Annotated in this window: 22 protein-coding genes; 7 read left to right on the top strand and 15 right to left on the bottom strand. The window is 45.3% G+C overall.

Annotation, left to right across the window (positions count from 1 at the left end):
- Nucleotides 1-24: 24 nt before the first annotated feature.
- From MD536_RS08300 to MD536_RS08335, 8 genes are all read right to left on the bottom strand, one after another.
- Complete coding sequence (locus MD536_RS08300) at nt 25-1,002, bottom strand: LysM peptidoglycan-binding domain-containing protein (protein WP_239597713.1); 978 nt, start codon at nt 1,000-1,002, stop codon at nt 25-27.
- Between the two features lie 79 nt (nt 1,003-1,081).
- Complete coding sequence (locus tag MD536_RS08305) at nt 1,082-2,455, bottom strand: methyltransferase RsmF C-terminal domain-like protein (protein WP_262915921.1); 1,374 nt, start codon at nt 2,453-2,455, stop codon at nt 1,082-1,084.
- A 23-nt stretch (nt 2,456-2,478) separates the two neighbouring features.
- Entirely contained in the window at nt 2,479-3,924 is a 1,446-nt protein-coding gene (locus tag MD536_RS08310; RefSeq protein WP_239597716.1) for an NAD(P)(+) transhydrogenase (Re/Si-specific) subunit beta, read from the bottom strand.
- Nucleotides 3,925-3,941: 17 nt separating this feature from the next.
- Nucleotides 3,942-4,253, bottom strand: coding sequence for an NAD(P) transhydrogenase subunit alpha part 2 (locus MD536_RS08315; RefSeq protein ID WP_239597717.1), 312 nt, complete (start codon nt 4,251-4,253; stop codon nt 3,942-3,944).
- A 10-nt stretch (nt 4,254-4,263) separates the two neighbouring features.
- Nucleotides 4,264-5,376 (bottom strand): Re/Si-specific NAD(P)(+) transhydrogenase subunit alpha, encoded by a 1,113-nt coding sequence (locus tag MD536_RS08320; protein ID WP_239597719.1) that lies wholly within the window; start codon nt 5,374-5,376, stop codon nt 4,264-4,266.
- A 69-nt stretch (nt 5,377-5,445) separates the two neighbouring features.
- Nucleotides 5,446-6,249, bottom strand: a complete 804-nt coding sequence (locus MD536_RS08325) for an O-methyltransferase (protein ID WP_239597721.1) — start codon at nt 6,247-6,249, stop codon at nt 5,446-5,448.
- Nucleotides 6,239-6,751 carry a dihydrofolate reductase gene (locus tag MD536_RS08330; RefSeq protein ID WP_239597723.1) on the bottom strand — a complete coding sequence of 171 codons (513 nt, stop codon included), beginning with the start codon at nt 6,749-6,751 and terminating at the stop codon, nt 6,239-6,241. The genes MD536_RS08325 and MD536_RS08330 overlap by 11 nt, the downstream gene beginning before the upstream one ends.
- A gap of 26 nt (nt 6,752-6,777) precedes the next feature.
- Nucleotides 6,778-7,572 (bottom strand): thymidylate synthase, encoded by a 795-nt coding sequence (locus tag MD536_RS08335; RefSeq protein WP_239597726.1) that lies wholly within the window; start codon nt 7,570-7,572, stop codon nt 6,778-6,780.
- A 111-nt stretch (nt 7,573-7,683) separates the two neighbouring features.
- On the opposite strand from MD536_RS08335, the gene MD536_RS08340 reads away from it, so the two are divergent.
- A complete protein-coding gene (locus MD536_RS08340; RefSeq protein ID WP_239597727.1) occupies nt 7,684-8,154 on the top strand; it encodes a free L-methionine (R)-S-oxide reductase MsrC in 471 nt (156 codons plus the stop codon).
- Between the two features lie 28 nt (nt 8,155-8,182).
- Here the strand turns inward: MD536_RS08340 and MD536_RS08345 are convergent, their stop codons facing one another.
- The 3 genes from MD536_RS08345 to MD536_RS08355 all read right to left on the bottom strand — a co-directional run bounded on the left by MD536_RS08345 (nt 8,183) and on the right by MD536_RS08355 (nt 10,812).
- A complete protein-coding gene (locus tag MD536_RS08345; protein WP_239597729.1) occupies nt 8,183-8,734 on the bottom strand; it encodes a DUF412 family protein in 552 nt (183 codons plus the stop codon).
- Between the two features lie 103 nt (nt 8,735-8,837).
- The gene (locus MD536_RS08350; RefSeq protein ID WP_239597730.1) at nt 8,838-10,061 is read right to left on the bottom strand and encodes a proline dehydrogenase family protein; all 1,224 of its coding nucleotides are present in this window, start codon (nt 10,059-10,061) and stop codon (nt 8,838-8,840) included.
- 34 nt (nt 10,062-10,095) lie between these two features.
- Nucleotides 10,096-10,812 (bottom strand): SDR family oxidoreductase, encoded by a 717-nt coding sequence (locus MD536_RS08355; protein ID WP_239597733.1) that lies wholly within the window; start codon nt 10,810-10,812, stop codon nt 10,096-10,098.
- A 50-nt stretch (nt 10,813-10,862) separates the two neighbouring features.
- Here MD536_RS08355 and MD536_RS08360 point away from each other — a divergent pair, with 50 nt between their 5' ends.
- The 5 genes from MD536_RS08360 (at nt 10,863) to MD536_RS08380 (ending at nt 15,440) form a co-directional block, all read left to right on the top strand.
- Nucleotides 10,863-12,359 (top strand): cryptochrome/photolyase family protein, encoded by a 1,497-nt coding sequence (locus MD536_RS08360; protein WP_239597739.1) that lies wholly within the window; start codon nt 10,863-10,865, stop codon nt 12,357-12,359.
- The gene (locus MD536_RS08365) at nt 12,341-12,622 is read left to right on the top strand and encodes a TIGR03643 family protein (protein ID WP_239597744.1); all 282 of its coding nucleotides are present in this window, start codon (nt 12,341-12,343) and stop codon (nt 12,620-12,622) included. Before MD536_RS08360 ends, MD536_RS08365 begins: the two co-directional genes overlap by 19 nt.
- Before the next feature lie 4 nt (nt 12,623-12,626).
- A complete protein-coding gene (locus tag MD536_RS08370; RefSeq protein WP_239597746.1) occupies nt 12,627-13,727 on the top strand; it encodes an FAD-binding domain-containing protein in 1,101 nt (366 codons plus the stop codon).
- Between the two features lie 34 nt (nt 13,728-13,761).
- Complete coding sequence (locus MD536_RS08375) at nt 13,762-14,862, top strand: mandelate racemase/muconate lactonizing enzyme family protein (RefSeq protein ID WP_239597748.1); 1,101 nt, start codon at nt 13,762-13,764, stop codon at nt 14,860-14,862.
- A 62-nt stretch (nt 14,863-14,924) separates the two neighbouring features.
- Nucleotides 14,925-15,440, top strand: coding sequence for an acyl-CoA thioesterase (locus tag MD536_RS08380; protein WP_239597750.1), 516 nt, complete (start codon nt 14,925-14,927; stop codon nt 15,438-15,440).
- Here the strand turns inward: MD536_RS08380 and MD536_RS08385 are convergent.
- Nucleotides 15,437-16,249 (bottom strand): lysophospholipid acyltransferase family protein, encoded by an 813-nt coding sequence (locus MD536_RS08385; RefSeq protein ID WP_234864379.1) that lies wholly within the window; start codon nt 16,247-16,249, stop codon nt 15,437-15,439. The genes MD536_RS08380 and MD536_RS08385 overlap by 4 nt on opposite strands.
- 91 nt (nt 16,250-16,340) lie before the next feature.
- Here MD536_RS08385 and hxpB point away from each other — a divergent pair, with 91 nt between their 5' ends.
- A complete protein-coding gene (hxpB, locus tag MD536_RS08390; protein WP_239597759.1) occupies nt 16,341-17,003 on the top strand; it encodes a hexitol phosphatase HxpB in 663 nt (220 codons plus the stop codon).
- 131 nt (nt 17,004-17,134) lie between these two features.
- On the opposite strand, the gene accC is transcribed toward hxpB, so the two are convergent.
- From accC to efp, 3 genes are all read right to left on the bottom strand, one after another.
- A complete protein-coding gene (gene accC, locus MD536_RS08395; RefSeq protein ID WP_239597760.1) occupies nt 17,135-18,472 on the bottom strand; it encodes an acetyl-CoA carboxylase biotin carboxylase subunit in 1,338 nt (445 codons plus the stop codon).
- A 20-nt stretch (nt 18,473-18,492) separates the two neighbouring features.
- Nucleotides 18,493-18,993 carry an acetyl-CoA carboxylase biotin carboxyl carrier protein gene (gene accB / locus MD536_RS08400; RefSeq protein ID WP_239597765.1) on the bottom strand — a complete coding sequence of 167 codons (501 nt, stop codon included), beginning with the start codon at nt 18,991-18,993 and terminating at the stop codon, nt 18,493-18,495.
- Between the two features lie 92 nt (nt 18,994-19,085).
- Nucleotides 19,086-19,652 (bottom strand): elongation factor P, encoded by a 567-nt coding sequence (gene efp / locus MD536_RS08405; protein ID WP_239597766.1) that lies wholly within the window; start codon nt 19,650-19,652, stop codon nt 19,086-19,088.
- Nucleotides 19,653-19,676 lie beyond the last annotated feature (24 nt).

Consider the following 19,676-nt stretch of genomic DNA (forward strand, 5'->3'; position numbering starts at 1 on the left):
GCTCCGTTATAGGAGCCTCTTTTATTAGTATTGTACTTCTACAGAAAACCGGGCCTCACCATTTCCTGCTCCCAATTCAGCAGCTGCCGCATTGCTGATTCGTATGGCAAGTCCGGTATTTTCTTTAATATCAGATAATTGTCCCAATACTTTCGCATATACTACCTTGTTAGAACCGGTATGACGGATTTTAACAATTGTACCAACAGCCACATTATCCATTAATGCATAATATTTCCCATCTTTCCATCCACTGGTGCTACGGAAAATGGTAGCCTGACCATTTGCTGATTTGGAACCATTCCGAAACTGGGAACGAAAAAAACCGCCGTTGTAATCAACTGATCCGGATATAGCTACAGGTTCCTGCTGTTTCAGTACTGGCACGGGAGCAGGTTTCTCAGTTGTAGATTTTGGCGTCTGCGTGGTTGCAATTACCTGCTTTTCTTCTTTTGGAGGCTCAATTGGCGCTTTCGGTTGGTTCTCCACTTTAGGTTGTTTGCCTGCTGTGCTTTGTACCGCTTGCTGTGCCAATGCGGACAGTTCCCGCTTAACTTTCAAAAAGCCGACAATCAATTGCATACCAGACCGGATCTGGTCCCTTGTGATACCATTCCATTTCTCCAGCTTGTCAAGTGCCACTTTATTGTGATTCACACTTACCCGGTACATCCACTCTCCTTCTGCTACCTGATGATACACCGGCACCAACACTTCATCCGATTCTTTTCGTTCATCCTGGGAAAAATTTCCGGCAACCAGGGGGATTTTTAATAGCTGACCAATCTTCAGGCCGGTATTTAAATCAGTACTGTTGAATGGAGCAATTTCCTTTGGATGCAAATTGTACAACCTTCCAACACTGTACCAGGTTTCTTTGGCAACTACTTTATGCTCAAGAAACAAATCAGGGGATTTGCCTTTCACCTCCAATTTTGACTGGGCAAAGCTGCTTAATGACAGACATAAAAATAATATCCAGAGTATCGGCTTTTGTTGCATCAGGACGATGAATTTTAGTGTTGGTGCAAATATGGTGCTTTCTCCGCAAAATAGCTGCCAAAAGCAGGTTAACAGGCATTTACCTGCCGGATTGCATCAGAATTCGCCACTCCTTAGGATAATAATTATTGGACCGGTTTGGCATCACCTTTAACCAGCCAAGCGCAAGTCCACTATAACAAGCAAGGTTCCAGCCAGATGCTGAGCCTGGCACATGAATTTCTTCTTTTCGCAAATACTGCAGTGCCTGATCTGCTGATAATTCGATCCGGTTAACAACCTCATGTACTTCATTACTCAATGCCAGGGCATGATCCGGGATTAATTTCCTGTCGGCCCATTTTCCTAGTGTTACACCTGCTCTCCGAACATACAGAGAGCCAATCTCTGCTAATAATGTGTCAACCTGTACAGGCATCCCTACCATATTCTCCCGGACCATATAAAACTGGCTAAGTCCCGGCTTCAACCATGCTGAAATATCTGCAATCTGCTGTTTACTCACCTTCTCCAGTTTGTTCTTTCCTTTTCTCACAGCAATAGTACCAGCGGCTTCACGCTTGCGAAAAGCGGTCAGAAAAAAACCCTCCCCTCTCACCTGGTCCGGATAAAAACGATACCCATAGGCAGCTTTTTGTGCTGATTTAGTTTCTACAATATTCCAGGCAGGATCAACCTGCAGCGGTTCTGATTCAGCTTCAACCTTCATTAACAGCCAGTCGGCTATTGCTTCGTCTTCCTGAAGCGAATAAGAGCAGGTTGAATAAATGAGCAGGCCTCCCTCTTTAAGGCAGGGCCAGATATCCGTGAGTATGCGCTTTTGTCGCTGACTACATAGCTCAACTGCCGATTCCGACCATTCTGCCATTGCTTTGGGATCTCTTCGAAACAGGCCGCTCCCGCTGCAGGGCGCATCAATTACAATCAGGTCAAACAATCCGCCCAATTCAGTAAAATCACGAGGATCATTATTAGTAATTAATTGATTGCTGTTTCCCCATTTCACCAGGTTTTCTTCCAGGATAGTTACCCTTGATTTAATCACTTCATTGCTTACCAGCACGGCATCTTCCGGTAACAAGGAAAGAAGGTGTGTTGATTTACCACCCGGTGCAGCACAAAGATCCAGCACCCGAATTCCTCCACGATCCGGCAGTAATTGTTTTACCGCCTGTTCCAGGAACATACTACTGGCTTCCTGCACATAATAGGCGCCTGCATGTAAAAGCGGATCTAAGGTGTATTTTGGCCGCTCAGGAAGGTAATAACCAGTTTGAGTCCAGGGTATAGCAGCTTCCACGGGAAAGGAAAGCGACTGAGGATCTGTCCATTTGTGGGGATTGAGCCGTATGCTTTGAACCTGCTCACCGGTTTCCAGCACCCTGCAATAAGCTGCTTCCTGCCAGCCCGGAGCACCAGTCATATGGCGAATAAAATCAGGAGGAATTGTCAATCTTTTTTTTGTAAAACTACGACTTAGAGATTTTTTATTTCCGTACTGATCGCTTCGAGTACTTTTTTTGCATCCCCAAACAACATGGAGGTCTTGGGTTGAAAGAAAAGCTCATTTTCGATTCCTGCATAACCCGGCTTCATACTACGCTTGTTCACAATACAATTTTTTGCCAGTTCCACTTCCAATATGGGCATACCATATATAGGCGATGCCGGATCTGTTTTGGCGGCAGGATTCACCACATCATTCGCTCCCAAAACCAGCACTACGTCTGTAGTGGAAAATTGTTCATTGGCAGCTTCCATCTCCAGTAACTGATCGTAATCTACATCGGCTTCCGCCAATAACACATTCATATGTCCGGGCATCCTGCCCGCAACCGGATGAATGGCATATTTCACTTCTACGCCTTTTTCCGTCAGCAGTTTTTCCAACTCGTGACAAGCATGTTGCGCCTGTGCTACTGCAAGTCCATAACCTGGAACAATCATCACTTTGTGCGCATAGGTCAATAGAATGGCAGTATCAGACAGCGTGATTTCTTTATAATTGCCTTGTGCCCTGGTAGCTGCAACATCTGCAGCATGACCACCGAAGGATCCGATGAGCACATTAAGCAGCGAGCGGTTCATCGCTTTACACATCAGAATTGTCAACAAGGTACCTGCTGCTCCAACCAGGATTCCCCCTGTTAACATCGCTTTGTTGTTATACAAAAATCCACCACAGGCGGCGGCTACTCCGGTAAAAGAATTCAGCAAAGAAATTACAACCGGCATATCCGCTCCACCAATCGGTAACACAAAAAACACACCGTATATCAAGGACAAAATCAACAATACATAGAATACCGTTGTATTCGCATTTTCATAAACCCCCGCGATCCAGCCTGCCAACCCCAATAGTACTAGGAACAATAGGCCATTAATAAGATGCTGTCCTTTGAATGCGAAATCGTGAATCTTTCCATTCAGTTTACCCCAGGCAATTACACTGCCGGAAAATGATACAGATCCGATAATCAATCCCGCTAAAATCACAATTGATTTTCCTACCCAGGCACTGTAGGCTGCACTTGCCGGAAATATCTCTCCAAGTTGAACATCATGCGGCTGGTGCAGGGTTTCTGCCAGGTGATTGAATTCAGTTATAGAGATAAGCGCCGCACAGGCACCTCCCATCCCATTAAATAAACTGACCATCTCGGGCATGGCAGTCATCTTAACTTTTTTAGCCGCCAGTGTGCCAATTATTGTTCCGATGATCAATCCGCCAAAAATCCATCCATAGTTGCCAAGTTTTGTTCCATCTGATTCCTCGTAAAGAAAAATGGTTCCAAGGATTGCCAGACCCATTCCAGCTGCCGCAATCAGGTTGCCCTTCCTGGCGGATGCAGGGTTCGACAACATCTTTAATCCCAGGATAAAACTTATGGAAGCAAGCAGGTATATAACGGTGAGCAACATAGGCTAATCTTACTAATTCATTTTTGTTTGTGCCGGAACATTTCAAGCATACGATCCGTTACCACAAATCCTCCAACTACATTGAGTGTTCCCAATATCACCGCTAGGAAACCAAGACTCAAAGCCAGGTAGTTAGAGGGATCTGCTTTCCCCATGACGATGATAGCTCCAATGATTACTACCCCGTGAATGGCGTTGGCTCCACTCATTAAAGGAGTATGTAATACACTGGGCACGCGGCCGATCACCTCTATTCCCAGGAAGATCATCAGTACCACGATATAGATATAATCCTGGTGCAAGGCAATTTTTTCCAGCAGTGTTTCCATATAGAATAGTTTATAACGCTTTTACACGTTCATGTACCAGCGTATGATCATGAGTGATACAGGCTCCTTTTACCAGGTCATCTTCCCAGTTCAATTTTACCACGCCGGCTTCTCCTGTTATCAGTGTCAGAAATTGCTGGATATTTTTGCCATACAATTTACTCGCATCTGAAGGAAGCGTGGCCGCCAGTTTGGAATTGCCGATAATGGTTACACCTTTGTATCGAATCGTTTTATTATTTTCTGTTTTAGTGGTGTTACCCCCGGTTGCAGCTGCCAGGTCAATGATTACTGATCCATCCCGCATCGCGTCCAACATGTAGTCTGTAACCAGTACAGGAGCGGCTTTTCCAGGTATCTGCGCCGTAGTGATAACAATATCTGCTTTGGCGATGCTTTCAGCAATTTTCTGTTGCTGTCGCTGTTTAAATTCTTCCGATTGTTCAACTGCATAGCCACCAGCCTGACTGGGATCTGCCGCACCTTCCACTTCAATGAATTTTCCACCCAGGCTTTTAACTTCTTCTTTTACAGCCGGACGAGTATCAAATACTTCAACAACTGCCCCTAATCTGCGTGCGGTTGCGATCGACTGTAAACCAGCAACGCCGGCTCCCAGCACCAATACTTTTGCCGGCGCAATACTTCCGGCTGCTGTCATAAATAAGGGAAAATAACGGGGATAGGTAGCCGCAGCTAATAATACAGCTTTGTATCCTGCAATGTTGGCCTGCGAACTCAAAACGTCCATGGATTGCGCTCGGGTTGTACGGGGCAGCATATCCAGGCTAAAACAGGTAATACCTGCTTTAGCCCATTGATCCATCAATGCTTTATGGTACAATGGCTGGAAGATTCCGATCAGAATCTTTTGACTAAGTTGCTCCATTGGCATGGCTTCCGGATGCTGAATGCATAAAATGCAATCCGCCTGCCAGATTTTTCCGCGGGTTAGTACTTCCGCACCTGCTTTTTCGAATTGCCCGTCCGAAGCAAAAGCGAGTTCTCCTGCACCTTGTTCCACCCATACCTGGTGACCTGCTTTTATTAAGGCAATTACAGCCTCCGGTAAAATGGAGACCCTGGCTTCTGAAGCGGGCTCTTTCAATACGCCAATGGTCATAAGGGGAGCGATTTTTCTACCTGAATGTAAGTTTTATTACGGATACTTAAGAACGTTACCGCAATTAATTCAAAAGCGAATGGTAAAATGCTGTGGACTTTTAAAAGAATCTGAAAAAAACACCAGCCCGATGAAAAAAAGATCAACTGTGCAGCGCACTTCAGGATGTTGCTGAATTGCTTTCCAGGCTGCTTCCATTTCTTCACTCCAGTGAATATCATCAAATATAAGCACGCTGCCGGATTGACATTTCTGCAAAAGCTGTTCAAAATAACGCAGTGTAGGACCATAGCGGTGATTGCCATCGATGTAAACCAGGTCAACTTTTTCAAGTTTCGCTAATAGAGGCTCAAGCCTTTCGTCGAAATTTCCGGTAATGGTACTTATACCGGAGTAACCTAGCTGCTTGAAATTTTTTTTGGCCTGTTCAGCTACCGCTGGTGCTCCTTCCAAGGTATATACTTCCGATTTCGTATTTCCTGCATAGAGATAAGCCGCCGACAAGCCCATTGAAGTACCTAATTCAACAATGGTGGCAGGTTGAAAATAATTAGACAAGCGAAAAAGCAGCCTTCCCAGTTTTTGCGATTTGGATGTGCGTTTGGTTATGGAGGAAATGCGTTCCTGGCGAACACCTTTCCCCCCTGCACCAAGGTCTACCAGTTCGATCCGTTCATGGGTCTGCTCCAGTTGCAGTCTCAGTTTTTCAATAGATGAGTAGGAATAATATTCACCATGATCATTTAGTACATCCCGGATCAGGGCAAATACAAAAGGAGAATGAATACCATGCCCTTTCCCATTACCCGCATTTATCCAGTATTGCAGATATTTTACTCCTAATTCAACTGAACTGTAAGGCTTATGCTTCATTCGGATCATTTCCTATGCGATCCCAGATTTCAAAACTGTAGGGATAAGCGTGTTTGGCATCAGCAGAAAAATCCAGCCGGGAATGCAGTTCCCATTCCGCTGCAGGTAATTCCGGGAAATAAGTATCGCCTTGAATGCTAGTATGTACACGGGTTTGGTAAACCCGGTGACAGAAGGCAAGGCTCTGCTGATAGATGTCTCCTCCACCAATCACAAAAACTTCCTTTGCATCTGTCTCACGGGCAGCAGTAAGCGCAGTTGTCCAGTCGTGTACCACAATCACGCCCTCCGCTTCCCATTTGTTACGGGTAGTCAGTACGATATTAGTTCTTCCGGTAAGAGGTTTACCCAGGCTCTCAAAGGTTTTTCTGCCCATTATAACCGGCATCGCCCAGGTAGTATTTTTGAAAAACTTTAGATCATTGGGCAGTCTCCACAAGAGCTGATTATCCTTACCAATCACCTGGTTTTCACTTACCGCCACCACTAAACTTATTTTCATAAACTCGTCTTTTACTTCTCACGTCTTCATACAGCTACCGGCGCCTTTATTCCCGGATGACTTTGATACCCCACCAGTTCAAAATCCTCATACCTGAATCCAAATATATCTTTCACTTCCGGGTTCAAATTTAATTGTGGTAATGGGAATGGTGTTCTGCTTAATTGCAGTTTCACCTGTTCGAGATGATTGCTGTAGATATGTACATCTCCAAAACTGTGAATGAAATCGCCTGGCTCAAGGTCACATACCTGTGCCAACATGAGTGTTAATAAGGCATAGGAGGCAATGTTAAAAGGTACACCCAAAAACACATCAGCCGATCGCTGGTATAACTGGCAACTGAGTTTACCATTTGCTACGTAAAACTGAAAGAGTGTATGACAAGGCATCAGCGCCATTTCAGGCAGATCGGCCACATTCCAGGCGCTGACAATCAACCGGCGGCTATCCGGATTGGTTTTTAGTTGTTTTACCAGATCGCTGATTTGGTCTACAGTTTTTCCATCCTTCCCTTCCCAGGAACGCCATTGTTTTCCATAAACCGGTCCCAGTTCCCCATTTTCATCTGCCCATTCATCCCAGATACTCACTCCATTTTCTTTCAGGTAAGCGATATTAGTAGAACCCTGCAAAAACCAGAGCAGTTCGTAAATAATACTTTTCAAATGAACTTTCTTAGTGGTAACAAGCGGAAACCCCTGTGATAAGTCAAACCGCATTTGGTAACCAAAACAACTGATGGTGCCTGTTCCCGTACGATCCGATTTCTCCACCCCATTCTCCAGGATATGTTGCAATAACTGATGATACTGTTGCATGCTTGCAAGTTACAGATTAATTCACCCGTCCGGTGGCACCGGACGGGTGCCACCGGACGGGTGAGAGAATCAGTGGGAAACTTGTGGATACAAAATGATTAATTTTGCACTATGGCTGAAGACTTACAGATTTTAAAAGGCACCAAAGAAGAACAGTACCGTTCCCTGATTCCACAGATTAAAGGTTTACTGGATGGCGAAACGGATGAAATTGCCAACCTCGCCAATATAGCCGCCGCCCTGAAAGAGCAGTTCGGCTGGCTTTGGGTCGGTTTTTACCTGGTGAAAAACGGACAACTGGTACTCGGACCTTTCCAGGGACCCGTTGCCTGCACCAGGATCCAATTGGGTCGTGGTGTTTGCGGTACGAGCTGGAAAGAAGCACGCACACTCATTGTACCCGATGTTGAGAAATTCCCCGGACATATTGCCTGTAGCAGTTTATCCAGGTCTGAAATCGTGGTTCCCCTGTTACGTAACGGAGAAGTTATCGGGGTGCTGGATGTAGACAGTTCCGAATTAGATCAGTTCAACGAAACCGACCGCCACTTCCTGGAAGAAATCGTCGCCCTCCTACAATAAACCACCCGCCGGGTACCCGAAGGGTAAACTAACCTACCGCCACCAAAGGAGCAGGCGTTTCCCGCTGTGGCTGTACCTGAAGTCGTTCCAGTCCCTGCATAAGTTGCTCCTGCAAGCCGGAAAGAAAACGGGCCTGTTGCTGCAAACGATCTTGCAATCCATGCAATTCGCCTTCTTTAACCTGAACTGTCTGCCTTAATTCCTGAAGTGCATTTTCCTTGTATTGCAATTCCTGGCGGATCTGCTCCTCGCGGGCTTCCACATCATGGTAACTACGAATCCGCTGCGAGAGCTGATTTTGTAAAAATTCAATTTGCAATTGTTTTTCCTGCAGCATGTCCTGCAAAAAGCGGACATCCGTTTCTGTTTGCTTGAACTCCTGTTCCATAGCCTGGATTTTTATTTTTTGTGAAATGGTTTCGCGAAGTTGCGCTTCCTGTGGATCCAGTTTTCTCTTTCGGCGATAATGCAACCACAGAACCCCAAAAACAGTGAGTACAATCACGGGAATGCTGCAGATCACTACTACCTGCGCGTAACGTCCTACCTCGTAGGTAGTAACGGCCAATAACTGAATCATAGAAAGTAGTTTTGCGTAGAAGTCAACCCATGCTGCTTTCTACGCAACAACTATGATACCAAAGCAAAAAAAAGTGGATAACTACCCGTGTTGTAAAATGATTTTAACCTTTTGACCTGCGCTTTAATTCTTTTCGGATCAGGCTTAATTCTCTGCCGGTTTGTCCGGCTACTGAACTATTCTCCTGCGCGCGCCGCATCAGGTATGGAATAACATCACCAATAGGACCGAATGGCAGGTATTTACTAACCGGACAACCTGCTTTTGCAAGGTTAAAAGTGATATGATCACTCATGCCGTACAACTGGGAAAAATGGATATGCGGATGATTGTGTGAAAGTCCTTTTTGATCGAGCAACTGAACTGCATGGAGATTACTGTATTCATTGTGCGAGGCAACAATAGTTGCTATCCGCTCCAGGTGCTCAATGCAAAACTCAACCGCCCAGTTATAATCCCGGTCACATGCTTCCTTGTTTGGCTGGATAGGCGAACGATAGCTCATTTCTTCCGCACGTTTTCGCTCTTTCTCCATATAAGCGCCGCGTACCAGCTTGGCTCCGAGTATAAAATCCTTTTTCTCCGCCTGTTGATAACTGTCTTTCAGAAACTGCAACCGATCATGCCGATACAACTGTATCGTATTGTAAACAATTGCCATGCCCTTATTGTACTTTTCCATCATCTGTATCACCAGTGCATCTACAGGATCCTGAATCCAGCTTTCTTCAGCATCAATCAATACGCCCACCTTTTGTCTGGCCGCGGCATCACAGATCTGTTCCATACGTGCCACTACCCGATTCCATTCGGCTTGTTCTGATTCACTTAATACTTCCGTATGAATACGACCTTCAAAACCGCTTTTCGCCTGTGCCGCGTTATCCAGCTTTTGAAGCAAACCAAATCTGGCCAAACCCGTCACCTTGATACTCATGAAGGGAACATTAGTTTGAGTGGCTGCATAATTCACCACTTTCAAAAACTCCTCACAGGCATGATCCAGTCCGGCCTCACCATAATCACCTCCTTCCACACCATAATCAAGGATCACCTGTACATGGTATTTACCCAGCAGGTTAGCAACGTTTGCGGTCTCTTCCAGTGTTTCACCGCCTACAAACTGTTCAAATAAGGTGTTTCTTATTAGGCCTTTAATCGGTAACCCAGCTTTGATAGCCCAGGGAGTAATCCAGGTTCCTAATTTTACCAACGGGGCAAACCCCATGGAGCCAAAAAGAAAAGCCGCTTTTTTTAAGGCTTTATCAGTTTTATAGGCAAACGCATTTTCAGTATTATCGAAAGACAGTAGGGATTTTGGATCCATGCCGGTACATTGAGGCCGCAAAAATAAGGCAATTTCAGATCGCCTGATGATTGAAAGGCTGGAGCACCATTTCACTTACCACACCACTGGCAGGTTGCTGGCAGAGAAACCAGATCGCTCGGGCCGCCTCTTCCGCCGTTACCATTTTATCTCTCTGAACGCGTAAATCAATGGTATCCCAAAACGGCGAATCCACACCACCCAGAAATAGATTAGTAAACCGTACATCTGTGCGCTTCAACTCTTCTCTTATACTTTGCAACATACCAACCAATCCATATTTGGATGCACTGTAGGCAGCAGCACCCGCCATAGGAACCTTACCCAGAATTCCAGGAATATGAATGATCAGTCCTTTTTTCTTTGCCTTAAACTCCGGGAGGAATTTCCGGAGCAGTAAAAAAGGGGCAAACAAATTCAACTGCAGGGTATGCATAAACTCATCCGGACTCAACTGATCAGCCGGCTTGATAATACCAATACCAGAGGCATTTATGAGTACATCAATGGAAGGCATAACAGCAGTAAATTGCTGAAACAGCCGATCTGCTTCTGCTTCTTTGGTCAGATCCGCTGCCATCCAGTTTTGCGGATCCAGGTTCAGACTATCAGCCAGTGTTTTGAGTTTACTTTCTGTACGACCCGTTAAAAACAAGTTCGCTCCGGAAGCCGCCAGCATTTTGGCTGCTGCCTGCCCAATTCCTCCTGTTGCACCTGCCAATAGTATCGATTTCCCTTTTATGGATTCCATGAATCTGTTTTACCTAGCAACAAAGCGCATTGGTTTTTGTTTATTCCTGCATGCAAAAGCAAGCTGTTCTGCTATTACCGAATCACCTTTTTGAAAAGCATCCCGCACTTCAAAAAGATCGTTTGATTGTTCTGATTGAAGAAGAATTATTCTTTAAACAATACGCATTTCACCAGCAGAAAATCCTCTTCCATCGGGCCAGTATGAAAGCTTTTGAAAGCGAATTAAAAGAGAAGGGATATTCTACACTTTATATCAATTCCAATGAAAAAACATCGGCCATTCGATTCCTGCACGAAGTTTTAAAAAAACAAAATATAACCGATTTGCATCTATGCTATCCGGCCGATAACTGGGTGGAAAAACGCATCAAAAAAACAGCCCAAAAAAACGAGCTAACCCTCCACTGGTATTCAAACCCCGGCTTTTTACTGCAACCTGTTGATGCCGACCTTCATTTCAACAAACGCAGTAATTTTTTTCAAACCGATTTTTATATCTGGCATCGCAAACAACTGAATTTTCTGCTGGATGAAAAAAAACAGCCCCTGGGCGGCAAATGGAGCTTTGATGCAGAGAACCGGGAAAAAATCCCCAAAGGTCTCAAAATACCTGCATTGCCGGTTACCCCAACCAATACCTTTATTGATGAAGCAATCAATTATTGCAAAACCAATTTTCCTGATAACCCCGGCACCACCAACCATTTTAAATACGCCGTTACGCATAAGGATGCCCGTTATCAGTTACAACAATTCCTGGAACAACGCCTGGCAGACTTCGGCGCCTATGAAGACGCCATGCTGGAAAATGAATCCTATCTTTTTCACAGTGTACTAACCCCCTATCTGAATACAGGTTTGCTGACTCCCAAGGAAATCCTGGATCAAACTATCGATTTTGCCGGGCAGCAACAGATTCCAATAAACTCACTGGAAGGTTTTATCCGTCAAATCATTGGCTGGCGCGAATTCATTCACCAGATTTATTATCGGGCAGGCAGCCGCCAAAGAACCCGCAATTACTGGGGGTTCAATCGCCCGATCCCACCTAGTTTCTATACCGGTGAAACAGGTATTCTTCCAATCGACAACGTGATAAAAAAATTACAGCAGACTGCCTATAACCATCATATTGAACGACTCATGGTGCTCGGCAATTTTTTTCTGCTCTGCGAATTTGATCCCGATTCCGTGTACAAATGGTTCATGGAATTTTATATTGATAGTTATGATTGGGTAATGGTACCAAATGTGTACGGAATGACGCAATTCGCGGATGGCGGACTAATGACCACCAAACCCTATATAAGCGGATCAAATTACTTACTGAAAATGGGCGATTGGAAAAAAGGTCCCTGGCAGGCCACCTGGGATGGATTGTTCTGGCGATTCATGCATGTACACCGTGATTTTTTCCTCAGCAATCCACGACTGGGAATGCTGGTAAAGACCTTTGATAAAATGGCCCTTGAAAAACAGGCTTTGCACCTTCAGCACGCAGAAAAATTTCTAAATCAAATCGACCAATGGAATCAACAACACTAACCACTTCTGATATAGATCGTATTGTTGAAATGGCATGGGAAGATCGTACCCCGTTTGAGGCCATCGAATTTCAATTCGGTTTGTCAGAACAACAAACCATCCATCTCATGCGAAGAGAAATGCTCCCTTCCAGTTTTAAACGCTGGCGCAAGAGAGTACAATCCAGAAAAACCAAACATATCATGAAACGGGAGGATGCTGTCCAACGATTCAAATGCTCTCGCCAACGTACGATCAGTCTCAATAAAATCAGCAAACGTTAACCAGATGGATCTCAACTTTCCAACCGATTATCCAAGCATATTGGAGCGGGTCCATTCCATATCACCTCAACAATATGGAAAAACCAGAAACTACCTGAACGGAGCCGTCACCTATCTTTCCCCTTATATTTCAAGAGGAGCTATTACCTTACCTGAAATTTGGGAGCTTCTTAAAAAAGATGGTTACACTTTAAAAAACGCTTACAAACTGGTGCAGGAGCTCGCCTGGCGTGAATTCTTTCAACGCTGCTGGTGGCAATTCGGGGATCGCATCTGGGAAGATATCCGGAACCCCCAGTATCCGGTTGCACATAATGAAATACCGCAAGCACTCACACATGCTGAAACGGGTATTGATGCGATTGACGAGGGAATTAAAAATCTCTACAAATCCGGATACCTGCACAATCATCTTCGCATGTACATCGCCGGTATAACCTGCAATCTGGGTCATGCACATTGGAAAGCTCCTTCAAAGTGGATGTATTACCACCTGCTTGACGGTGACCTTGCCAGCAATACACTTAGCTGGCAATGGGTAGCCGGAACGTTCTCTTCCAAAAAATACATTGCGAACCAGGAAAACATCAACCAATACCTGAATAGTAAACAGTCCGGAACTTTTCTTGATCGTTCCTACGGTGAAATTTTCAACCAGGAAATTCCGCAAAGCCTCCAGGCAGCACAGCCCTTCAGTCTCCAAACTACCCTACCGGATACGGCACCTCCAGTTATCCGAACGGATCAGCCTGTCCTGATCTATACCTCCTATTGGCTTAATCCAAATTGGCGAAGAGAAGAATCAGCCAACCGGATTTTGTTATTGGATCCCAACCATTTCAGCCAGTACCCCGTCAGCAAAAAAGTACTGGATTTTATATTGGAACTTGCCGTTGACCTGATCCCTGATATACAAATTGTAACCGGATCACCTCAGGATTTTTCTGAACTGCAGCAATGCCCTTCGATCCATACCATCGATCATCCCCTGACCCGGCATTATCCTGGTGAGAAGGATGGTTATCCCTGGTTAATTCCGGGTTACACTGGAAAACTTTCTTCCTTTTTTAACTTCTGGAAAAAAGCAGAAAACCTCTTGAAATAAGCGCTTTGTTCTATTTTCGGTCATTCATTTACGTATGATCATTACACATATTGACATTTATCGCTATAGCATTCCAATGGAGCCTTTTACGATTGCTACGGGAACCATGGATTTTGCACAGAATCTGTTCATTCGTGTCCACACGGATGCAGGTATTTATGGTGTGGGAGAATGTTCCGCTTTCCCGATGATTGTGGGAGAAACCCAATCCACCTGTTATGTGATGGCACAGGATTTTGCCAAACTCTGGAAAGGAAAAGATCCCCTGGCGATTGCAGATCGCATGCAGGAACTCCATCTCTTTACTGCACGCAACTCAACCGTAAAAAGTGCATTTGACATGGCCCTTTACGATCTGGCCGCCAAAACAGCCAATCAACCGCTGTATCGATTTCTCGGAGGAAGCTCAACAATCCGGATGGAGACCGATCTTACTATTGGAATTGATACGGTTGAATCGATGGCAGCAAAAGCCGTAGCATATGTAAGCAACGGAGTCCGCATTATCAAGATCAAATTGGGTAAGGATCCAATTACCGATATTGCCAGAGTGAAAGCGATCCGCGAAGCCGTTGGTGATGCTGTTGTATTGCGAATTGATGCCAACCAGGGTTGGAGTTTCGAAGGCGCTGTGCAGGCGCTCACCGGGATGCAACAATACAACATCCAGTTTTGTGAGCAACCCATGCGTGCCTATAACGATCACCTGGGCCCGCAACTAAAAGCCCTTTCTCCCGTTCCAATCATGGCAGATGAGTCTGTTTTTGATCACCGGGATGCCATTCGCCTGATTGATTCGGACGCCTGTCAGTATGTGAATATCAAACTTTCGAAAAGTGGCGGACTGCTGGAAGCAATTGAAATCAATCGCGCCTGTGCAGAACGAACTATTCCCTGCATGATGGGTGGTATGCTCGAAAGCCGACTGGCTGTTACCGCCTGCGCACATTTTGCAACGGCTCATCGGAATGTCGCATTTTATGATATGGACACCTGCCTGCTGGGGCATAAAGCAGATCCCGTTACAGGAGGCATTACTTATAACGGATTCCTGGTTGAACTGCCTGACGCACCCGGCCTGGGAGCAGATGTGGACGATGCATTCCTGCATCAGTTAGAGCAGATCAGGATCTGATTAAAAATCTGGCAGTAAAGTTCTTAAACTGGCGTAGTTTGCGGCCGGATAAAATCTAGCTTATGCAAAAGAAAAAACCGGCTGAAAGCCAGGTAACCATGACAGAACTGGTATTACCCAACGATACCAATGTATTTGGGAACCTGATGGGCGGACGGCTGATGTACTGGATGGATATTGCAGCAGCATTGGCTGCAGGCAAACATTGTAATGCACCTGTGGTTACCGCTTCCGTGGATAATATCTCCTTTGAATCACCAATCAAACTGGGTAATGTGGTACATATTGAAGCAAGAGTGACCCGTGCTTTTACCACCTCTATGGAAATCCACCTGAGTGTTTGGGGAGAAGACCTTACGCATCAATACCGTTATAAAAGCAATGAAGCTTATTATACCTTCGTTGCACTGGACCCCAATCGGAAACCACGTCCGGTGCCTGTTTTAGAACCGGAAACAGATCAGGAGAAAAAATTGTACGACGGAGCGCTGCGCAGAAGACAACTTCGACTGATCCTGGGAGGAAAAATGAAGGCGGCAGATGCCACTGAATTGAAAGCGCTGTTCAGCGAAGCTTAATTTCCGGATTGTTCAGCAGCTTTGCTTTCCCGGCGAAGCTGCTGTTCTTTTAGCGCCTCTGCCAGGTGCGGAACTTTCATCATGAATTTTTTACTTTGTTCAATGGCGTCCATGATCTGCTCCAGGATTTCTTCATTGGACGCTTCATAATCTATTTGCAGCGGTTCTTTAAAACGAACGGTAAGCAGGGATCCCCGCTTTTTGAAGCTCAACCCTTTTTTGGTGAACGCCCGCCAGAAGCCGTTTATAACTACCGGTACAACAATCGGACGATTTTTTTTAATAATCAATGCGGTTCCTTTTCTGCCCGGCGCGAAAGCCTTGGTTGTTCCCTGTGGAAAAGTAATCACCCAGCTGCCCTGAAGCGCCCGTTCAATTTTTCGGGTATCAGAAGGATCAAGTCCCCGTCTAACTTCCGTTGCCCCCTGTCTCCAGGTACGCTTTACAGTTAGTCCGCCTGCCAGCATAAAAAACTTACTGATCAAACTTCCTTTCATAGTTTCCTCCGCAGCCACATAATACACATTGGTGAAGGGGTTGAGCAGGTAATAGGGAATACCCAGTTCATTTCGCTTTCCCCATTTTACGGCACAAAAAATATGGAGGAAGGTGATTACATCTGCAAAGTATGTCTGGTGATTACTTACAAACAATACATTGTTACGGGGTAATTTCTCCAGATGCTCCGTACCAGAAATTTTGAGTTTATTGAACCATACCAGTCCGGGATACGATACGAATCCGACAATCGCATATACCAGTTTACGAACCAGTCTGATTTGTTTCAATCGGTCGATGAATTGACTCATGCATTGAAATTGGGTGTGCTAACCAGTTGCAATATAAGGATTTGACAATACAATAACGGTTTTATCAAAAGCTCAAACAGTATATTTGCGCATGTCTCAAAATGCTGTAATTTTTGATATGGATGGCTTGCTGATCGACTCCGAACCGTTATGGCAGCAGGCTGGCATGGAAACCCTTAAACTGTTCGGAATTCAGCTTACACATGAACAATATGTAACCAGTACCGGACTCCGAACACCTGAATGGATTGACTACTGGTTTCACCAGTTTGGAATTGATCCTGAATATGCACCCAAAGCAATTACGACAATAGAAGAAGCTGCTATGGAAAAAATCCGTTTGCAGGGTGAACCCATGCCCGGTGCTGGAACGATCCTTGAGTTTTTCCGTACAAAAGGGTATCCTATCGCGATCGCGTCCTCATCACCCATGCGGATGATCGAAATGGTTATTCAAAAACTCGGTATCGGATCCTATATTCAGAAGATTAGTTCTGCAGGAGAATTGGCTTATGGTAAACCACACCCGGAAGTATTTATTCATTGTGCCGGGCAATTACAGGTAAAACCCATGCAATGCCTGGTTTTTGAAGATTCCTTCAACGGCCTTATCGCAGCCAAAGCCGCTAAAATGAAATGTGTGGTAGTGCCCGCTCCCGAAGTTTTTCACCAACCAAAATGGAGCGCCGCCGATTTGAAACTGGGCTCATTGGTGAATTTTAATGAGCTGTTGTTGCAGGCGATATGGAAGTGAAAGGTGAAAGGTGAAATTTTGTGAAACGAAGGAAGTGAAAAAAGCCGCCCCTTTATGGAGCGGCTTGCTATTTATATCTTTCACCTTATTTCCCTTTGACGTCTTTCACCTTTCACTTTTCACCTTTCACTTTATTTCATCTTAAACGTCTCCAAAAACTTCGTCGTGAAATTTCCGCTGCGGAAATCATCATTCTGCATGAGTTGCAAATGGAAGGGAATGGTTGTTTTTACACCTTCGATTACATACTCGCTCAAGGCCCGATACATGGTATTGATGGCTTCATCACGGGTACGCGCAACCGTAATCAGTTTCCCGATCATGGAGTCATAATAAGGAGGAATCGTATAACCGGCATAGACATGGCTGTCTACCCGCACCCCGTGACCACCAGGGGTATGAAGTGTTGTAATCCGACCCGGACTTGGACGAAAATCATTGTAGGGATCTTCTGCGTTAATCCGGCATTCAATCGCATGCATCTGGGGTTCATAATCCCGTCCGCTGATGGATTCACCCATTGCAATCTTTATCTGCTCCTTGATCAGGTCAAAATTGATTACTTCTTCCGTTACACAGTGCTCCACCTGTATACGGGTATTCATCTCCATGAAATAGAAATTCCGGTGTTTGTCTACCAGGAATTCGATCGTACCAACGCCTTCATAGTTGATAGCGGAAGCAGCTTTTTTAGCGGCATCACCCATGGCCTGGCGTAATTCAGGCGTCATGAAAGGTGAAGGAGATTCCTCAACCAATTTCTGGTGACGGCGCTGGATAGAGCAATCTCTTTCACTCAGGTGGCAGACTTTTCCATAGCGGTCTCCCGCAACCTGGATTTCAATATGACGGGGCTCTTCCACGAATTTCTCCATGTAAACGCCATCATTTTTGAAAGCTGCCAGGGCCTCCGCTTTGGCAGTATTATAGGCACGCTCCATTTCTTCCTTCTGCCAAACTACCCGCATCCCTTTACCACCACCACCGGCAGTCGCTTTCAGAATGACCGGGTAACCCATATTTTCGGCAATAGAATAGGCTTCCTCCAAACTGTCAAGAAGCCCTTCTGAACCGGGAATTACCGGAACCCCTGCACGAATCATGGTTTCCTTTGCAGTGATTTTATCGCCCATAGAACGAATCTGGTCAGGCTGAGGGCCGATAAATTTTATGCCGTGTTCACCGCAGATTTCAGCAAAACGTGCATTCTCGGCGAGGAATCCGTATCCGGGGTGAATAGCATCCGCATTGGTGATTTCTGCCGCCGCCATCAGGTGCGGAATATTGAGATAGGAATCAGCGCTTTGAGGGCGACCGATACATACTGCCTCATCGGCAAATTTTACGTGTAAACTATCCTTATCCGCTGTGGAATAGACCGCAATGGTTTTTATACCCATCTCCCGACAGGTACGAATAACCCGAAGCGCAATTTCACCGCGGTTAGCGATTAATACTTTTTTAAACATCTTCGGAAAGAATTAGTGCATTAAGCGGGTTCTACCAGGAATAAAGGCTGGTCGTATTCAACCGGAGACGCATCGTCTACCAGGATCTTTACTACCTTACCTTTTATCTCACTTTCGATCTCATTGAAGAGTTTCATGGCTTCGATAATACAAACCACTTTACCTGGATTAATTTCATCTCCTACTTCAACAAAAAGTGGTTTATCGGGTGAGGGACGACGGTAGAACGTACCGATCATGGGACTTTTAATCGTAATCAGATTACTTGGAACTGCGTCAGCGGATTTAGGTTTATCTCCATTGCCACCGGGTGCAGTAGTAGCCGGAGAAGCAGCAGCAGGAGCAGTTGGCGCCTGTGCCGCAGGTGCAGCCGGAGCATACATGGGAGCAGCAACCACCTGCTGAATGTTGTCTTGTTTTTGCTTAATCGTGACCTTGAACCCTTTTTCTTCAATCGTCAGTTCACCGATGTTCGACTTGTTGATCAATCGGATCAACTCCTGAATTTGTTTGAAATCCATTGTACTGAATTTACAGTTGGTGATCAATTTAGGCGGCTAAGATAAGGAAAATGCCCCTCCGCAGAGGGGCACTCACATCTTTCATTAAAAATTTACTCTTTTACACGCTCCACGTAGTCACCGGTTTTGGTATTTACGCGGATCAATTCCCCTTCGTTTACAAAAAGCGGAACCATTACGGTTGCACCGGTTTCCACAGTTGCAGGCTTCAGGGTACGGGTAGCCGTATCCCCTTTCATGCCGGGTTCGCTGTAGGTTACTTTCAGCACTATTTTATCCGGCAGTTCAATGCTCATAGGAGTATCGGTTTCTGTATTTACAAGTACGGATACTTCCTGGCCGTCTTTTAAGAACTGGGGAGCATCGACCAAATTCTCCTGGGCAACGATTTGTTCGAAGGTTTCATTGTCCATGAAATTATAACCGCTGTCATCTTTGTAGAGGAACTGAAAATTCTTCCGTTCTACACGAATGGGATAAATGGTATCGCCACTGTTCCAGGTTTGTTCAATCGTACGGTTATTGTCCACACCTTTCAGCTTTGCCCAAACCTTGGCGGCTGCACGTGCAGTCTTGTTTTCTCCAAACTCAACGATCTTGTAAAGGCTTCCATCGAGTTTGATAATCAGGCCACGGCTGATATCGGAGGTATTTGCCATAATTAATTACAGTTTTCTGCTATA

The sequence above is a fragment of the Flavihumibacter cheonanensis genome, assembly GCF_022352215.1.
Lineage (GTDB): Bacteria > Bacteroidota > Bacteroidia > Chitinophagales > Chitinophagaceae > Flavihumibacter > Flavihumibacter cheonanensis.

What these genes read in the sequence shown, in the direction of transcription:
- MD536_RS08300 (WP_239597713.1), bottom strand. Translation starts at nt 1,002, where the DNA reads ATGCAACAAAAGCCGATACTCTGGATATTATTTTTATGTCTGTCATTA.
- MD536_RS08310 (WP_239597716.1), bottom strand. Translation starts at nt 3,924, where the DNA reads ATGTTGCTCACCGTTATATACCTGCTTGCTTCCATAAGTTTTATCCTG.
- MD536_RS08315 (WP_239597717.1), bottom strand. Translation starts at nt 4,253, where the DNA reads ATGGAAACACTGCTGGAAAAAATTGCCTTGCACCAGGATTATATCTAT.
- MD536_RS08320 (WP_239597719.1), bottom strand. Translation starts at nt 5,376, where the DNA reads ATGACCATTGGCGTATTGAAAGAGCCCGCTTCAGAAGCCAGGGTCTCC.
- MD536_RS08325 (WP_239597721.1), bottom strand. Translation starts at nt 6,249, where the DNA reads ATGAAGCATAAGCCTTACAGTTCAGTTGAATTAGGAGTAAAATATCTG.
- MD536_RS08330 (WP_239597723.1), bottom strand. Translation starts at nt 6,751, where the DNA reads ATGAAAATAAGTTTAGTGGTGGCGGTAAGTGAAAACCAGGTGATTGGT.
- MD536_RS08335 (WP_239597726.1), bottom strand. Translation starts at nt 7,572, where the DNA reads ATGCAACAGTATCATCAGTTATTGCAACATATCCTGGAGAATGGGGTG.
- MD536_RS08340 (WP_239597727.1), top strand. Translation starts at nt 7,684, where the DNA reads ATGGCTGAAGACTTACAGATTTTAAAAGGCACCAAAGAAGAACAGTAC.
- MD536_RS08345 (WP_239597729.1), bottom strand. Translation starts at nt 8,734, where the DNA reads ATGATTCAGTTATTGGCCGTTACTACCTACGAGGTAGGACGTTACGCG.
- MD536_RS08350 (WP_239597730.1), bottom strand. Translation starts at nt 10,061, where the DNA reads ATGGATCCAAAATCCCTACTGTCTTTCGATAATACTGAAAATGCGTTT.
- MD536_RS08355 (WP_239597733.1), bottom strand. Translation starts at nt 10,812, where the DNA reads ATGGAATCCATAAAAGGGAAATCGATACTATTGGCAGGTGCAACAGGA.
- MD536_RS08360 (WP_239597739.1), top strand. Translation starts at nt 10,863, where the DNA reads ATGCAAAAGCAAGCTGTTCTGCTATTACCGAATCACCTTTTTGAAAAG.
- MD536_RS08365 (WP_239597744.1), top strand. Translation starts at nt 12,341, where the DNA reads ATGGAATCAACAACACTAACCACTTCTGATATAGATCGTATTGTTGAA.
- MD536_RS08370 (WP_239597746.1), top strand. Translation starts at nt 12,627, where the DNA reads ATGGATCTCAACTTTCCAACCGATTATCCAAGCATATTGGAGCGGGTC.
- MD536_RS08375 (WP_239597748.1), top strand. Translation starts at nt 13,762, where the DNA reads ATGATCATTACACATATTGACATTTATCGCTATAGCATTCCAATGGAG.
- MD536_RS08380 (WP_239597750.1), top strand. Translation starts at nt 14,925, where the DNA reads ATGCAAAAGAAAAAACCGGCTGAAAGCCAGGTAACCATGACAGAACTG.
- MD536_RS08385 (WP_234864379.1), bottom strand. Translation starts at nt 16,249, where the DNA reads ATGAGTCAATTCATCGACCGATTGAAACAAATCAGACTGGTTCGTAAA.
- hxpB (WP_239597759.1), top strand. Translation starts at nt 16,341, where the DNA reads ATGTCTCAAAATGCTGTAATTTTTGATATGGATGGCTTGCTGATCGAC.
- accC (WP_239597760.1), bottom strand. Translation starts at nt 18,472, where the DNA reads ATGTTTAAAAAAGTATTAATCGCTAACCGCGGTGAAATTGCGCTTCGG.
- accB (WP_239597765.1), bottom strand. Translation starts at nt 18,993, where the DNA reads ATGGATTTCAAACAAATTCAGGAGTTGATCCGATTGATCAACAAGTCG.
- efp (WP_239597766.1), bottom strand. Translation starts at nt 19,652, where the DNA reads ATGGCAAATACCTCCGATATCAGCCGTGGCCTGATTATCAAACTCGAT.